Genomic DNA, 14,995 nt, shown 5'->3' with positions numbered 1-14,995 from the left:
GCGGCGTTTCGAGCCTTGAGGGCAGGGGCCATGGGCGCTATCCCGCTCCCCATGATCGCAGTTACAGACCGTGAGCTGAGAGCGCGGCCGCTGATCCGCGCCTGGCTGTGGTTCGCCGCCTTCCTGGTTTTCGCCATGGTGATCGTCGGCGGCGCGACGCGCCTGACCGATTCCGGCCTTTCGATCACCGAGTGGCAGCCGCTCCTCGGGGCCATCCCGCCGTTGACCGAGGCCGATTGGCTTCTGGCTTTCGAGAAATACAAGCAGATCCCGGAATACAGCCTTGTCAACCAGGGCATGTCGCTTTCCGATTTCAAGTTCATCTACTGGTGGGAATGGGCGCATCGCTTCCTCGGCCGCTTCATCGGCCTGATGATGATCGTGCCGTTTCTTGCTCTGTGGCTCACGCGCCGCATCGAGCGGCGTCTCGTCCCCCGTCTTGTCGGTCTCATCGTCCTCGGCGGGCTTCAGGGTGCGCTCGGCTGGTACATGGTGAAGTCGGGCCTCATCGATCGCGTCGATGTGAGCCAATACCGGCTCGCGGCGCATCTGATCTTTGCCACCATCATCCTCGGCGCCATCGTCTGGACGGCCCTTGGTATCAGCGATGTGCGGCGGCGCCCGCCGCGATCAGGACGTGACTGGGCGGCACTCGGCCTCGTCGCCCTGGTCCTCCTGCAAGTGGCGCTGGGCGGTTTCGTCGCCGGACTTGACGCCGGCATGGGCTACAACACCTGGCCCTTGATGGACGGACAATGGATCCCTGAGGGCCTCATGATCATGGAACCGGCCTGGCGCAATTTCTTCGAGAACGCCATGACGGTGCAGTTCGATCATCGGCTCGTCGCCTATGCGGTGACGATCTACGCGGCAGTCTATGCCTTCAGGGTGAAGAGCCGCGCGGCGAAGGCGATCCTTCACACGGTCCTGCTGCAGGTCGGCCTCGGCATCTGGGCGCTTCTGACGCAGGTGCCCTTATGGCTGGGCCTCGCCCATCAGGCGGGCGCGATGATCGTGTTCGCGACCGCCATCTGGGTTCTGCACGAAGCCCTCTCACGGCAACCCGAGAGAGGGCTTGCGCTCAATCACGAGATCGCCTGATCGATATCGGCGATGATGTCCTCGACATCCTCGATGCCGATCGAGAGGCGCACCACATCGGGACCGGCGCCGGCCTGCTTGAGCTGCTCGGCAGAGAGCTGGCTGTGCGTGGTCGATGCCGGATGGATGATGAGCGAGCGCGTATCGCCGAGATTGGCGAGATGCGAGAGGAGCCGGACGTCCGACACCGCCTTGACGCCGGCGTCATAGCCGCCCTTGAGGCCGAAGGTGAAGACCGAGCCGGCGCCGTTCGGGCAGTACTTCTTGGCGAGCTCGTGATGCTTGTGGCCTTTGAGCCCGGCATAGTTCACCCAGGACACTTTCGGATGGGCGCTGAGCCACGTGGCCACCGCGAGCGCGTTGTCGCAATGCTTGCGCATGCGCAATGACAAGGTCTCTATCCCGGTGAGGATGAGGAAGGAATTGAGCGGCGCGATCGCCGGACCGAGGTCGCGCAGGCCGAGCACGCGGCAGGCGATGGCGAAGGTGATATTGCCGAAGGTCTCATGCAGCCTGATGCCATGATAGGAATCATTGGGCTCGGTCAGGAGTGGATAGCGGCCGCTCTTCGTCCAGTCGAACTTGCCGCCGTCGACAATGACGCCGCCCATCGAATTGCCGTGCCCGCCCATGAACTTGGTCAGCGAATGCACGATGATGTCGGCGCCGTGATCGAAGGGTTTGCACAGATAGGGGGTGGCCAGCGTGTTGTCGACGATGAGCGGCACGCCCGCCTTGCGGGCGATCTTGGCGATGCCCTCGATGTCGGTGATGAGGCCGCCCGGATTGGCGATGGATTCGATGAAGATCGCCTTGGTCTTGGGCGACAGCGCCTTTTCGATCGAGGCGAGATTCTCGGCATCGGCCCACACCACGTGCCAGCCGAAGGACTTGAAGGACTGGTTGAACTGGTTGATCGAGCCGCCATAGAGCTGGCGCACCGCCACGAACTCGTCGCCGGGCTGCATCAGGGCATGGAAGATGAGCATCTGGGCGGCATGGCCCGAGGCCACGGCGAGTGCCGCGGTGCCGCCTTCGAGGGCCGCGACTTTCGATTCGAGCACGGCCTGCGTCGGATTCATGATGCGGGTATAGATATTGCCGAAGGTCCTGAGCGCGAACAGATCGGCGGCGTGCTTCACGTCCTCGAACACATAGGCTGTCGTCTGGTAGATCGGCGTGGCGCGCGCTCCCGTCGCCGGATCGGGCTGTGCCCCCGCATGGATGGCGAGCGTATCAAAGCCCGGGGTCTTTTCGGTCATCATTTGCTCCTGTGAAAACTCCCTCAAGCAGAAACTAGCCCAGCAGGTGAGCGCTCACAACGTCCCCTCGGGATTACCCCGATTTAACTGGTGGGCCGTAGGCAAGGGTATTAGCGTTTGATCATCCGGTCTATGAATCGGACGTCTATCAGAGGTGAAGACTTAAAGGACAAGGACACAGGCGGCGCCCAAAACCGCCTGCGAGGCAATGGCCCACAAGAAGGCCATGCGGATCGACTTTGCGAACAGGCGACCTGCTCTCCACCCCCGGCTGCCTGACGCTTCATCCACCCACATCATTGGAGAATGACCATGAGAACTCATCTTCTCATCGCGGTCGCGCTTGCGCTCGGCGCAACCGTCACGTCCGCCAACGCGCTTACGGTGACCAACAGCGACAAGACGAGCCACACTTTCATGCTGACGCCCGAGGGCGGCAAGGCCGAGAAGGTGGTGATCAAGTCCAAGGCCACCGGCACCTATGACTGCAGCAAGGGCTGCGAGGTGCGCATGGGCGCGCTCAAGTCGAAATATGACGCCAGCGTCGACAAGCTCACGATCAAGGACGGCAAGTTCGTGAAGATGTGACGGACCGGCCACGAGCGATCCTTTCTCCGCCTGAACGCTTCCGCTCGGGCGGGGAGAGGGGCTTGCTTACCTCTTGAGGCCGAGCCCCAGGCTTTGCACCTTGCCGCTTTCATGCAGGCGCTGGCGGCGCGACGAGATCAGGCCGGAATTGCCGCCGACCCAGGCCCATTCGCCCGAAAGCTTGCCATATTCCATCTTCGGGCACCGGTTCATCACCACTTTGATGCCCTTCGCTTCGGCGCGCGCCGCAGCTTCGTCATTGTGCACCGTGAGCTGCATCCAGATCACCTTGGGCAGCGGCGTGAGACTGAGAGCCTCATCGGTGATGGCGCCGGCGGCCTGCGAGTTGCGGAAGATATCCACCATGTCGAGCGTATGTGGAATGTCTCTCAGTGAGGCATAGACCTTGCGGCCGAGAAGCTCCTGTCCGGCGAGTCCTGGATTGACCGGGGTCACCTCATAGCCCTTGTCCAGCAGGTATCTCAGGACGAAATTGGAGGCTCGCCGGTCATTGTCGGTGGCGCCGACCAGCGCGATCGTCCTGACGCTGCGCAGGATATCGCGGATGTAGTCGATCGAATAGCTGTCGTGGTTCATGATTTGCGGTCAGCGATCTTTCCAGTCAGGTGCGCGTTTCTCGACAAAGGCGCCGATGCCTTCCTTGGCATCTTGCATGAGCAGGTTCTCGACCATCACGCGCGCCGCATAATCATAGGCATCGGCGAGCGGCATGTCGATCTGGCGATAAAAGGCTTCCTTGCCGATCTTGGTCACCGCCTTGGACTTGCCGGCGATCCTGGAAGCGAGATCATCGACGCTGGCCCTCAGAAGCTGAGTAGCGACGACGCGGTTGACGAGGCCGATGCGCTCTGCCTCCTCGGCGCTGATCATCTCGCCGGTGAGCAGCATTTCCATGGCGTGCTTGCGCGAGACGTTGCGCGACAAGGCGATCATCGGCGTCGAGCAGAACAGCCCGATATTGACGCCGGGCGTGGCGAAGCGCGCCTGCTCCGAGGCGAGCGCCAGGTCGCAGCTCGCGACCAATTGGCAGCCGGCGGCGCTTGCCGGGGCGTTCACTTCCGCGATCACCGGCCTTGGATGGTGCACGATCTCCTGCATGAGTGCTGAGCAATGCGCCATCAGCTTGGCGAAATAGGCCTTGCCGTGGTCCTCATCGCGTCGCCGCGCGGTGATTTCCTTGAGATTGTGGCCCGAGCAGAAAGCGGGCCCCTCGGCCGCGATGACGATCACGCGGGTTTCATCGTCCTGCCTTGCCTCGTCGAGGGCGATGGCCAGCGACGCCATCATCGCCTCGCTCAGGCTGTTGCGCGTCGTCGGATCGTTGAGGGTCAGGCGCAATATGCCCTGATGCCGCTCCCTGAGAAGAATATCGGTCATTCGCCTTCTTCGGCCAGGAGCTTGAGCTTTTCCGTATAAGCGGGATCGTCGATCATCGCCTGCACGATCCGCTTGTTGTTCTCCGACGGGATCATCGCCTTGAGACCCTTGATCATGCGGTCCTTGAGGTCCTGGGCGATCGATGTGTCTTTCTCGATCTCGGCGATCTGCGTCTCGAGATCATCGGCGAGATTGTCGGTGAGCGCCGAATAGGCGAAGCTGACGCTGGTCACGGCGACATTCCATTCATCGACGGTCGAGAAGCCCGCCGCCTTGATGTCGGTTTCGAAATGCTTGCCGTCCTCTGTCTTGTCGACGAAATCCTGCCAGCTCTCGTAATTCTCGAGGTTGGCGTCCTTGTACTTGTCGCGCACCAAGGCGAGGGCGTCGATCGACCGCCGCGCTATGTCGGCGGTGAGCTCGATGACGGTGACGTCAGGAATCTCGCCGAAGCTCAGATCGTCGGGCGATGTCTCTTCGGTGTCGCTTTCGGCCCCGGTGTCGGGAGGTGGGGGTTGCGTCAGGTCCTCGCCCGAAGCGGGTGGCTGGGCAGGAGGCTGGACCGGAGGTTGTTCGGCAGCGGGTGGCGCCTGCGGATTGGGCTGCTCGCCGGCTTCCTCGCTTTGCGGCAGCTGGGTCTGGTCCTTGGTCTGCCCCAGGGCAGGGGCAGCGGCCAGAAGCCCGGCAAACAGCAGGAAAGCAGCAAAACGAACCATAGGCACCCTCTCGGTGTCGCGAATCTTATGAAATACAAGCAGTTACGAAAAGGGGTCCCGCATCAGAACCTGAAACTGTGGCAGCAAAACAACACTTTCAGGTATTATAATACCACACAAGAAAAAGCGTTATATTACCGGGTTTTCCTTGACCTTTTGCGTCCGCCTCTGTATCTCCGGCCAATCCGAACAAGCATTGGAACCCTCAAATGAAGACCTATTCGGCGAAAGCCAAGGAAATCGAGAAAAAGTGGGTGCTCATCGATGCGAACGGTCTGGTTGTCGGGCGCCTCGCCACGATCATCGCCAACCGTCTGCGCGGCAAGCACAAGCCCACTTTCACCCCCCATATGGACTGCGGCGACAATATCATCGTCATCAATGCCGAGAAGGTCGTGCTGACCGGTAATAAGCGCAAGGACAAGACCTATTACTGGCACACCGGTTTCCCTGGCGGCATCAAGGAACGCAAGGCCGAGAAGATCCTTGAGGGCAAGTTCCCCGATCGCGTCCTCGAAGCGGCGGTGAAGCGCATGCTCCCGGGCGGTCCGCTGAAGCGCCAGCAGATGTCCAATCTGCGCATCTACAAGGGCGACGCCCATCCGCATGAGGCCCAGAGCCCTGAAAAGCTCGACGTCGCTGCGCTCAATCCCAAGAACACGCTGAGAGGCTGAAGACCATGGCTGAACAGACAACTCTTTCCAATCTCGGCGAAGCCCTGGGCAGCGCCGCTGTGAAGGCGCAGGGCGCGCCGGCGACGCCGGCCAAGCCCAAGCTCGACGCCAAGGGCCGCGCTTACGCGACCGGCCGCCGCAAGGACGCCATCGCCCGCGTGTGGGTGAAGCGTGGCGGCGGCAAGATCACCGTCAACGGCAAGGCGATCAACGTCTACTTCGCGCGTCCCGTGCTGCAGATGCTCGTCCAGCAGCCGATGGTGACGGCGCTGCGCCGCGACCAGGTCGATGTTGAATGCACCGTCACGGGCGGCGGACTGTCGGGCCAGGCGGGCGCCGTGCGCCACGGCCTTGCCCGGGCGCTCACCTATTTCGAGCCGGAGCTGCGCTCGGTCCTCAAGAAGAACGGCTTCCTGACGCGCGATCCGCGAGCGGTCGAGCGCAAGAAATACGGCCGCGCCAAAGCCCGCCGGTCGTTCCAGTTCTCGAAGCGCTAAGCGCTTCCCATACGCGATCTGTGGAGGGGACAGCGGCAACGCTGTCCCCTTTGCTGTGGCGAAGGGCGGCCCCTCACTTCAGGAGGTCCGCTGAAATTCCTGGTCGAGCTTGGCGACCGTGTCCTTGCCGTTCTTCGGATCGACCGCTTCCAGGATCGCGTCGAGCTTGGCTTCCTTGCGGTCATCGCCTTCCTTGGATTGCGGTGAGCCGATGTGAAGCAGGAAGGCGAGGCCTGCCACTTGCCAGATCAGCTGCAGGAATTCCGATTGCCAGTTCTCCAGCGTGTCACGCAGCATTATGAGTGCATAGTCGCCGGCCGAGATCTGGGCATTATGGGCAGCCTGGTCATTCACATAGGCGAGCCAGCCGAAGAGCCAATGCCCGAACAGCGACAGCGCGAAGAAGGCGCCGGTGAAATAGAAGAAGCCGTAGCGGCCGAATCTCATATCGTGGAGGGCGTATTTACGCTCTGATTTGGGCGTCGGACGGGTCATCGTCAGTCACGCGCCTAGCGCGGCTGCGCGTGGTCGATCAGCTGTTGCGAGCGCGCTCTGATCTCTATGAGGGCATTGATGCGGTGGGCCATGCCGGCGAGGTCAAGATAACCGTCGATGACGATGCCGTGGCTGTCCGCGCCACCGATGGCGGCTTTGCCAAAGCCGATGTCTTCGATGATCGTCAGAAGATCGCTCGGCGTAATCCGGCATATTTTTAGCGGCGTCATACCAACCTCCAGGCTCTTCCGGAGCCGGAACAATAACGGCGTCCCATGGCGCCGGTTCCAAAATGCGAGAGCGGAGCGACGCCCGCCTACTGGCGTTCGCTTTCGGCGCCGTCCGGAGTGTCTGGCCCGACGGGATAGGGGTCGCTTCTGGCATGTCCGGGCTTGCGGTGGCCGTAGCCCCCATAGGCATAATCGGCCGTATCGCGATCTTGGAGCTCGAAGGAAAGGCGATCATCCTTCGATAAGGGCAAGTCTTTCGCCCTTTGCGTGCCGCGCCTGCCGCGATGTCGTTTCATTCTGCGCCTCCTGATGTCCGTTTGCGCAGAGAACATCCTGAGATGGATGTGGTTCCGGGGTATGTGGACGCCGCAGCCATCATTGATCTCCTGGAACTCCCTGGCGACGGTCACGTTCCCCTCAGATGAGATAGGAGGGAATGATGAAGATACGCGATTGCATGAGCCCGGACGTTCACCTCGCTCATCCCGGCGACACGATCCAGAATGCTGCGGCGATGATGGCGGAGATCGATGCCGGCGCCATTCCGGTGAGCGAGGACGACCGGCTGGTCGGCATGATCACCGACCGTGATATCGCCGTGCGCGCGGTGGCCGCGGGGCAGGGGCCCGATTCCCTGGTCGAGGAAGTGATGAGCCACGAGGTCAAATATTGCTATGAGGACGAGGACACCGAGCATGTGCTCGCCAATATGGGCGATATACAGGTGCGCCGCTTGCCGGTGCTGAACCGTGAGAAACGCCTGGTGGGGATCGTGTCGCTCGGCGATCTGGCCATGACGGGAGCGCGGGCTAAGACCGGTCAGGCGCTCGGTGACATTTCCCGACCCGGCGGCAGCCACACGCAAACCGGCCCGCAATGATCGGTCGCGCGAGCGCGGTCCTGCTCATTCCTTGAAGACCGGCCGCTCTTCCACGGCCGCGTCATCGAAATTCCTGCGCGTGGCGGCATCCTTCTCACGCAGCGTTTTGGCATCCCGGGGAGCATGCCGCGCAGCCCAGACGCCATAGCCGAGGCCCGCGCCCAATATCGTCGTCGACAGCACGATGACGACGGCCCACCAAATGCCTGCCAGATCCAGCATGTTCACGGCTTGCCTCACTTTCTCAAGCTTATCGCTGTCGTCGCGGAGAAGCCGGTCCGGTTGCCAACGCAACTCGGACCGGCCCTGTCCCGTCATGGCGTCGTGAAGAACGTCCGGATGTGCAGGACTACTGAAATACGTTTGCACACGCGCCGAGGTTCCACATCACTTCGCGTCGCCCTTCCAAAGCGCGCGAGATGCAAAAAGACTAGGGAACAGTCACCCGACACATAGGTTGGTTGAATGTCGTTCCTCAGGGGCAACGCATCGAGAGCCCGAGGGCCCGCAGGTCTCCCCGTACCCTCCCCAGATCGCCTGGTCCTTGCGGGCCCCACCTCGCGGGGAACTCAAGCGAGTCCCGGATGTTTATGCTCCATGGCAACAATCCCCACGCCCGAAACCCCCGACCTGCCTGAACCGCCGGTACCGTCGCCGCAACCCATCCCGCCGGAGCCGGGCAAGCCTTTGCCTGAGCCTGAGATCGAGCCGCCCGATCGCCGCAAGCATCAACCGATCAAGGAGCCCGGCCAAAACAACCCCGAGCGAGCCGGCTGAAGAACTTTAGGCGATTTTCAAGTAACTGTCTCAGCGGAAGAAAATTCCGGACCCGATATGCGCATGCAGATTCGGCAGGCCGTGAGATTTGGAACCTCCGGTTCCTGGAACAATTAACAATGCACCCCGCCTTCCACTCTTCTTTAGCGGCGGAGGCCCTCTACCGGGGATGAATCTCATCCCGACGGCCGGTTGCAATGGAAGTTGAAGCTTTGAACCGGAGCAGGCGCATGACGAAACTCTGGCCGCTGTTTGTGTTGCTGTTGGCAGCGTGGATGTATCTGTTCGGAACGCAGTTTGCGTTGGCGCATGATTGGTACAGCTCGACTGCGGATCCGGTCTATCAATCGAGTTGCTGCGGTGGTCATGATTGCGCGCCCGTCGACCCTTCCTGGGTAAGTGAGACGCGCGAAGGCTATCGCCTCACCATGACCGCGGACCAGGCCCGCACCGTCAACCCGCAGGCTCAATCGCCGGTAGACGCCGTCATACCCTGGAGCCGGATCCAGAGCCCGCCCAATGCCGATCACCTGTTCTATGCGTGTATCTATGACAGGGACCGCGCCGCGCCGCGCCATGGCGTCATCTGTTTCTTCGCGACCCCCGTCATGTAGGTCGGCGAATTATCGATGCGCGGATGCAGGGCTTTTGGTGTAAAATACCAGAAACGATCCTGATTCTTTCTAGCAGGGATAAGCTTCAAAATCCTGGCGGGATGGGCGCCACAGTGAGTTTTCGTGACGGGTTCAGATCCGGAGCAGGCTCATGGACAAACTCTGGCCCATGTTCGTTGTGCTGGCGGCGGCATGGCTTTATCTCTTCAGCACACAGTTCGTCATGGCACATGACTGGTATAGCTCGACATCCGATCCGGTCTTTCAATCGAACTGCTGTGGCGGTCATGATTGCGCGCCGGTCGATCCTTCCTGGGTGAGTGAAACGCGCGAAGGCTATCGGCTCACCATGACCGTGGATCAGGCGCGCACCGTCAATTCGCAGTCTCAGGCACCGGTCGATGCCGTCATACCCTGGAACCGGATCCAGAGCCCGCCCAATGCCGATCACCTGTTCTATGCCTGTATCTATGACAGGGACCGCGCCGCGCCGCGCCATGGCGTGATCTGTTTCTTCGCGACACCCGTCATGTAGCTTGGGATATTTCCGTCACCGAGACGGCCCTGGCGGTTTGCGACGACCTGAGCATCGCTTCGATCAGATAATGCGCCTTGAGCGCCTCGCGTCCGGTGATCCTTGGCTGAGCGTCATTCTCGATCGCCGCGAGGAAGTCCGCGATCAAGGCGCGGTGGTGATGGTGCGTGAAAGCCATCGGGTCGGCGCCCGCGCCGCCGATCTTGTCCTCGTCATCGATCACGCGCGATGTCCCGTCATGGAGCTGCAACTGCAGGCGAGCGCCATCGAGACGCGCCGTCCCCTTGGTACCGATGATGTCGATGCCGTCGGGAAAGCCCGGATAGGCGCAGGTCGTGGCGCCGATCGAGCCCAAGGCGCCGCCGGCGAAACGCATGGCGCCCATGGCCAGGTCTTCCGTTTCCATCCGGTGCATGACGCTTGTCGTGCAATAAGCCACGACTTCCTCCGGCAATCCTACAAGCGAGATCAGGAGATCGAGCGTGTGAATGGCCTGGGTGAGCAGCACACCGCCGCCGTCGCGCGCCTTGGTGCCGCGTCCCGGCTGATCGTAATAGCTCTGCGGGCGCCAGTTGTAGAGCCGTGCCGAAGCGCTCACCAGCGCGCCGAGGTCGTTTCGCTGCATCGTTTCGGCCAAGGCACGGGCGACAGGACGGAAGCGGTGCTGCAGGACGATGCCGAGCTTGACCCTTGCCGCCTCGGCCGCCGCAACCACCGCTTCGGCGCGCGCCAGGCTGGTCTCCAGCGGCTTTTCGAGCAATATGTGCTTGCCGGCCGCCGCGGCGCGCCGGACGAGATCGAGATGCGTATTGGGCGGCGTGAGCAGCAGGACGGCGGTGATCGAAGGATTGTCAAAGATGCGCTCGATGCTGTCGCAGGCCAGATAGCCGGTGCTTGCGGCAAAGGCTTCGCGCCGCTGGGCGCTCGGACTGAAGGCAGCCGCCACTTCGACGCGGTCCCCAAGGTCGGCGAGGCTCCTCGCATGCGGCGCGACCGCCATGCCGAGGCCGATGATGCCAAGCTTGATCCGCTTCATGCCGGGCGCTTCTCCAGGGCGGCGAGAGTGCGCATGATGCCGCGCAATTCCGCCAGTCCCTTGAGGCGGCCGATGCAGGAATAGCCGGGATTCACCTTCTTGCCGATGTCATCGACGATGGCATGGCCGTGATCGGGGCGCATGGGAATCTCCCAGTCGGACTGTCCGGCCTTGCGCCGTCTCGCTTCCTCCTGCATCAGCGCGCCCACCAGCGCCACCATGTCGGTGTCGCCTGCGAGATGCTCGGCTTCATGGAACGAGCCGTCCGCTTCCTTGGTGACATTGCGCAAATGGGCGAAATGGATGCTGGGCCCAAATGCCTTCGCCATGGCCACCAGGTCGTTTGCGGCATTGGCGCCGTAGGAGCCCGAGCACAAGGTCAGTCCGTTGGCGGGCGAGGGACATCCTTCGAGGATGGCGCGCGCATGCTCTGCGGTCGAGACGACGCGCGGCAGACCGAAGATCGGGAAGGGCGGATCATCGGGATGGATGGCCATCCTGACGCCGGCCTCCTCGGCGACGGGGACGATCTCGCGCAGGAACTCCAGGAGGTTCTGGCGCAAGCCCATGACGGTCAGATCGCGATAGCGTTCGAGCGCCTTGCGGAAGCTGTCGCGGTCGAAGATGAATTCGCGCGCCGGCACCCAGCCGACGAGATTGGCTTCGAGGCGGGCGAGCGCGCTCTCGTTCATCTGTGCGAGCCTTTCCCGCGCCGCGGCGATACGGAGGGCGGGGTGCTCGTTCTCGGCCCCGCGCCGCTTCAGCACCAGCACGTCATAGAGGCAGAAATCGACGATATCGAAGCGCAGCGCCGTTCCGCCATGCGCCATCGGATAATCGAGATCGGTGCGCGTCCAGTCGGTGATCGCCATGAAATTGTAGCAGACCGTCTTGACCCCGGCCTGGGCGACGGCGCGGATGGAGGATTTGTAATCGGCGATCAGCTCACGGAAACGGCCGCTCCTCGTCTTGACGTCCTCATGCACGATGATGCTTTCGACGACATCCCAAGAGAGGCCCGCGGCTTCCACTTCCGCCTTGCGCTTCATGACCTCATCGAGCGGCCAGGCGCGGCCGTCATTGAGATGATGGAGCGCGGTCACGATGCCGCTGGCGCCCGCCTGGCGCGCATGGGCGAGCGTCACCGGATCGTCGGGGCCGAACCAGCGCCAGGTCTGTTTCATGAGGAAGCTCCGTCGAGATGAGCGAGGGCCGAGACAACGCCACGCTCGCGCAGTCTCGTCAAATGCATTGTGACCAGCCGCAGCAGCGTATGGCGGAGATCGTGGCCACGGGCGAAGCCCACGAGGTCGAAGACATCGCTCACCGCCTGCTCGGGCGATGTTCTGCGTGTCAGGAGCGCGGTCATCCCGGCGTCCAATGGATCGGTAAAATGCCCGACGGGAAGCGCTGCGCCGCGGGCTTCGCAGGCGGCGATCCAGGCCGCCGGCACCAAAGCGAGGTGATCGGCGCCGTGCCCGGCCTCGAGCCGCGCCAGGCTTGTGCTGATGATCCGCTGCGGCAGCTTCTGGCTGCCGTCGGTCGCGATTTGCCTGAGCTGATGGGCGAGCGCCTTGTTGGCGAAGCGCTGCGCCAGCTCCTGAGTATAGGGACCCGTCTGGCCACTGACTGCGGCCGGCAAGGTCGTCGCGGCTTCCGCCCACAGAAGGTCGATGAAATGGCGCAACGGTGGCGCCGCGAAAGCTTCATCGACCGTCGCATGACCCGATAGCAGGCCGAGATAGGCGAGGGCGGAATGCGCCCCATTGAGAAGCCTGAGCTTCATCTCCTCGAAGGGTGTCACATCCTTGACCATGGTGACGCCGAAGTTTTCCCAATCCGGACGCCCCGTCGGGAACCGCTCTTCCACCACCCATTGCGAGAAAGGCTCGGTCACCACTGGCCAGGCGTCATCGACGCCGAGCGTGGCGCTGATGCGCGCACGATCTCCCGGCGTGGTCGCGGGCACGATGCGATCGACCATGCTCGACGGGAAAGCGACGTTGAGCGCCACATGATCGACCCAGCGGCGCCCGCGCAAATGGGCGAAATCGAGCATCACCTGGCGCAGCGTCGTGCCATTGGCCGGCAGGTTGTCGCAGCACAGGATGGTGAAGGGGGCGATGCCCTGCGCCTGCCGTCGCTCGAGCGCTTGGGTGAGAAATCCATGCACGGTCTTCGGACGCTCGGGATGAGCGAGGTCATGAACGATGTCGGGATCGTCCGCGTTGAGCCTGCCGTCGGCAGCCCGCAAATAGGCTTTCTCGGTGACGGTCAGCGTCACGATGCGGATCGCGGGATCGCTCAGGGCATCGATCAGCACCGCGGGATTCTCGGGCGCCACCAGCACGGAGGAAAGCGAGCCGATCACCCTGAGCTTCTCGCCATCGCTGCTGCGCGTGGCGAGCGTGTAGAGGCCGTCCTGGCCCTCGAGCGCATCACGAGTGTCGGTCCGGCGCAGCGAGGCGCCGATGATGCCCCAGTCTTTTGCGCCTGCATTCAGGCAGTCATCGACATAGACGGCCTGATGCGCACGATGAAAGGCGCCAACGCCCAGATGGACAATGCCGGTACGGATGGCGCCGCGCCCATAGGACGGGACGGTTACGGACCCCGGAAGCCTGTCCAGCAGTTTTTGGCAAAGACGGTGATGCATGCTTCCCCATGCTTATGGCCACGCACTGGATCATAGTCAAAGTCATTATACAAGTAGAGATAAGTTATATGTTGACATGATCTAAGTCCGCACATAGCCTTCCACAAAAAGTAGAAGGAGGGAAATGTCCGGGCTCACCCATCGCGATCTGCTTTTTTCAGCTGAGCCGTTTCAGCGTGAGCTGGCCCGCCGTCTCCATGCCGGTGTTGCGCATCTTCCGATCGTCAGCCCGCATGGCCACACCGACCCGCGCTGGTATGCATTGAACGAGCCTTTCCCCGATCCGGCGCAGCTCCTGATCGTTCCCGACCACTATATTTTCCGCATGCTCTTCAGCCACGGTGTCCGGCTGGAGGAGCTCGGCGTGCCGGCGCGTGACGCAACGCCCGTCGAAACCGATGGACGTGCCATCTGGCGGCGCTTCGCCGAGCATTATCGCCTGTTCCGCGGGACGCCGACGCGGCTGTGGTTCGACCATGTGCTCTCCGATCTGTTCGGCATCGACGAGCCTTTGTCGGCCAAGACGGCCGACCGGCACTATGACACGATCGCCGAGCGCCTGCGGACGGAGGCTTACCGCCCGCGTGCTCTCTATGAGCGCTTCCGGATCGAGGTCATCGCCACCACCGAAGGCCCGCTCGATGATCTCCGCTGGCACCGGATGATCAAGGAGAGCGGCTGGCCGGGACGTGTCGTCACCGCCTATCGCCCCGATGCCGTCGTCGATCCCGATTTCGAGGACTTCGTCCGAAACCTCGATCGCTTCGGCGAGGTCAGCGGCTGCGACACGGGAAGCTGGCGCGGCTATCTCGACGCGCATCGCAAGCGCCGGGCTTTCTTCAAGGATCATGGCGCGACCTCCACCGATCACGGCCATCCGACCGCCGACACCGCCAACCTCGCCGATGCCGAAGCGGCGAAACTCTTCGACCGCATCCGCCGCGGCAGCGCGGATGAAGGCGAGCGGCGACTGTTCCGCGCCCAGATGCTAACCGAGATGGCCAAGATGAGCCGCGACGATGGTCTCGTAATGCAGATCCATCCCGGCTCCTGGCGCAACCATTCGCCGGCGATGTTGCGGAAATTCGGCCGCGACAAGGGCTTCGACATACCGACCCGCACCGATTATGTCGCGGCCCTCAAGCCACTGCTCGATTGCGTCGGCCTCGAGCGCGACCTGACCGTCATCCTCTTCACGCTCGACGAAGACAGCTATGCCCGCGAATTGGCGCCTTTGGCCGGAGTCTATCCGGCGCTGAAGCTCGGCCCCGCCTGGTGGTTCCATGACAGCCCGGAAGGCATGCGCCGTTTCCGCGAGATGACCACCGAGACCGCGGGCTTCTACAACACCGTCGGCTTTAATGACGACACGCGTGCCTTTCCATCCATTCCGGCCCGTCACGATGTGGCGCGCCGGGTCGATTGCGCATTCTTGGCGCGCCTCGTTTCCGAGCATCGCTTGCGCGAGGACGAGGCGCATGAGCTTGCGCAGGAATTGGCCTACACGCTCGCCAAGAGAGCGTATCGGCTGTGAAG

20 protein-coding genes are annotated in these 14,995 nt (G+C 62.6%); 9 read left to right on the top strand and 11 right to left on the bottom strand.

The features are described from left to right. The first annotated feature begins 51 nt into the window (after positions 1-51). Entirely contained in the window at positions 52-1,101 is a 1,050-nt protein-coding gene (locus DS839_RS03595) for a COX15/CtaA family protein (protein WP_368911127.1), read from the top strand. Here DS839_RS03595 and DS839_RS03590 read toward each other — a convergent pair. Next, positions 1,086-2,363 carry an O-acetylhomoserine aminocarboxypropyltransferase gene (locus tag DS839_RS03590; RefSeq protein WP_119269371.1) on the bottom strand — a complete coding sequence of 426 codons (1,278 nt, stop codon included), beginning with the start codon at positions 2,361-2,363 and terminating at the stop codon, positions 1,086-1,088. The genes DS839_RS03595 and DS839_RS03590 overlap by 16 nt on opposite strands. A 312-nt stretch (positions 2,364-2,675) precedes the next feature. Between DS839_RS03590 and DS839_RS03585 the strand changes: the two genes are divergently transcribed. Next, entirely contained in the window at positions 2,676-2,951 is a 276-nt protein-coding gene (locus DS839_RS03585; protein WP_119268917.1) for a hypothetical protein, read from the top strand. Positions 2,952-3,017: 66 nt separating this feature from the next. Here the strand turns inward: DS839_RS03585 and DS839_RS03580 are convergent, their stop codons facing one another. From DS839_RS03580 to DS839_RS03570, 3 genes are read right to left on the bottom strand one after another with little or no spacing between them, the layout of a single operon-like run. Next, entirely contained in the window at positions 3,018-3,548 is a 531-nt protein-coding gene (locus tag DS839_RS03580) for a CoA-binding protein (RefSeq protein ID WP_119268916.1), read from the bottom strand. 9 nt (positions 3,549-3,557) lie between these two features. Further along, positions 3,558-4,349 carry an enoyl-CoA hydratase gene (locus DS839_RS03575; RefSeq protein WP_119268915.1) on the bottom strand — a complete coding sequence of 264 codons (792 nt, stop codon included), beginning with the start codon at positions 4,347-4,349 and terminating at the stop codon, positions 3,558-3,560. Then, complete coding sequence (locus tag DS839_RS03570; RefSeq protein ID WP_119268914.1) at positions 4,346-5,065, bottom strand: hypothetical protein; 720 nt, start codon at positions 5,063-5,065, stop codon at positions 4,346-4,348. Before DS839_RS03570 ends, DS839_RS03575 begins: the two co-directional genes overlap by 4 nt. Before the next feature lie 209 nt (positions 5,066-5,274). Here DS839_RS03570 and rplM point away from each other — a divergent pair, with 209 nt between their 5' ends. Then, positions 5,275-5,739, top strand: coding sequence for a 50S ribosomal protein L13 (rplM, locus tag DS839_RS03565; protein WP_119268913.1), 465 nt, complete (start codon positions 5,275-5,277; stop codon positions 5,737-5,739). Positions 5,740-5,744: 5 nt separating this feature from the next. Next, a complete protein-coding gene (gene rpsI, locus DS839_RS03560; RefSeq protein ID WP_119268912.1) occupies positions 5,745-6,236 on the top strand; it encodes a 30S ribosomal protein S9 in 492 nt (163 codons plus the stop codon). Between the two features lie 78 nt (positions 6,237-6,314). Here the strand turns inward: rpsI and DS839_RS03555 are convergent, their stop codons facing one another. The 3 genes from DS839_RS03555 to DS839_RS36300 all read right to left on the bottom strand — a co-directional run bounded on the left by DS839_RS03555 (position 6,315) and on the right by DS839_RS36300 (position 7,257). Next, a complete protein-coding gene (locus DS839_RS03555; protein ID WP_368911124.1) occupies positions 6,315-6,731 on the bottom strand; it encodes a DUF6766 family protein in 417 nt (138 codons plus the stop codon). A 14-nt stretch (positions 6,732-6,745) separates the two neighbouring features. Further along, entirely contained in the window at positions 6,746-6,961 is a 216-nt protein-coding gene (locus DS839_RS03550) for a hypothetical protein (RefSeq protein ID WP_119268910.1), read from the bottom strand. Positions 6,962-7,047: 86 nt separating this feature from the next. Continuing rightward, complete coding sequence (locus DS839_RS36300; protein WP_162918277.1) at positions 7,048-7,257, bottom strand: hypothetical protein; 210 nt, start codon at positions 7,255-7,257, stop codon at positions 7,048-7,050. A 143-nt stretch (positions 7,258-7,400) separates the two neighbouring features. On the opposite strand from DS839_RS36300, the gene DS839_RS03540 reads away from it, so the two are divergent. Then, entirely contained in the window at positions 7,401-7,841 is a 441-nt protein-coding gene (locus tag DS839_RS03540; protein WP_119269370.1) for a CBS domain-containing protein, read from the top strand. Between the two features lie 24 nt (positions 7,842-7,865). Here the strand turns inward: DS839_RS03540 and DS839_RS03535 are convergent, their stop codons facing one another. After that, positions 7,866-8,069 carry a hypothetical protein gene (locus DS839_RS03535; RefSeq protein ID WP_162918276.1) on the bottom strand — a complete coding sequence of 68 codons (204 nt, stop codon included), beginning with the start codon at positions 8,067-8,069 and terminating at the stop codon, positions 7,866-7,868. A gap of 369 nt (positions 8,070-8,438) precedes the next feature. Between DS839_RS03535 and DS839_RS36295 the strand changes: the two genes are divergently transcribed. The 3 genes from DS839_RS36295 (at position 8,439) to DS839_RS03525 (ending at position 9,767) form a co-directional block, all read left to right on the top strand. Next, on the top strand, positions 8,439-8,618 hold the full coding sequence (locus tag DS839_RS36295; protein WP_162918275.1) for a hypothetical protein: 180 nt from the start codon (positions 8,439-8,441) through the stop codon (positions 8,616-8,618). Positions 8,619-8,848: 230 nt separating this feature from the next. Next, positions 8,849-9,232, top strand: coding sequence for a hypothetical protein (locus DS839_RS03530; RefSeq protein ID WP_119268907.1), 384 nt, complete (start codon positions 8,849-8,851; stop codon positions 9,230-9,232). Between the two features lie 151 nt (positions 9,233-9,383). After that, positions 9,384-9,767, top strand: a complete 384-nt coding sequence (locus tag DS839_RS03525; protein ID WP_119268906.1) for a hypothetical protein — start codon at positions 9,384-9,386, stop codon at positions 9,765-9,767. Here the strand turns inward: DS839_RS03525 and DS839_RS03520 are convergent. The 3 genes from DS839_RS03520 to DS839_RS03510 are packed head-to-tail and all read right to left on the bottom strand — an operon-like array spanning position 9,760 to position 13,459. Next, entirely contained in the window at positions 9,760-10,803 is a 1,044-nt protein-coding gene (locus tag DS839_RS03520) for a Gfo/Idh/MocA family protein (protein ID WP_119268905.1), read from the bottom strand. The genes DS839_RS03525 and DS839_RS03520 overlap by 8 nt on opposite strands. After that, the gene (gene uxuA / locus DS839_RS03515) at positions 10,800-11,987 is read right to left on the bottom strand and encodes a mannonate dehydratase (protein WP_119268904.1); all 1,188 of its coding nucleotides are present in this window, start codon (positions 11,985-11,987) and stop codon (positions 10,800-10,802) included. The genes DS839_RS03520 and uxuA overlap by 4 nt, the downstream gene beginning before the upstream one ends. Continuing rightward, the gene (locus DS839_RS03510) at positions 11,984-13,459 is read right to left on the bottom strand and encodes a mannitol dehydrogenase family protein (protein WP_119268903.1); all 1,476 of its coding nucleotides are present in this window, start codon (positions 13,457-13,459) and stop codon (positions 11,984-11,986) included. The genes uxuA and DS839_RS03510 overlap by 4 nt, the downstream gene beginning before the upstream one ends. A gap of 124 nt (positions 13,460-13,583) precedes the next feature. Here DS839_RS03510 and uxaC point away from each other — a divergent pair, with 124 nt between their 5' ends. Then, the gene (gene uxaC / locus DS839_RS03505) at positions 13,584-14,993 is read left to right on the top strand and encodes a glucuronate isomerase (protein ID WP_119268902.1); all 1,410 of its coding nucleotides are present in this window, start codon (positions 13,584-13,586) and stop codon (positions 14,991-14,993) included. The last annotated feature ends 2 nt before the right edge of the window (positions 14,994-14,995 follow it).

The sequence above is a fragment of the Taklimakanibacter deserti genome, assembly GCA_003574785.1.
This window is presented reverse-complemented; position numbering and strand designations above follow the sequence as displayed.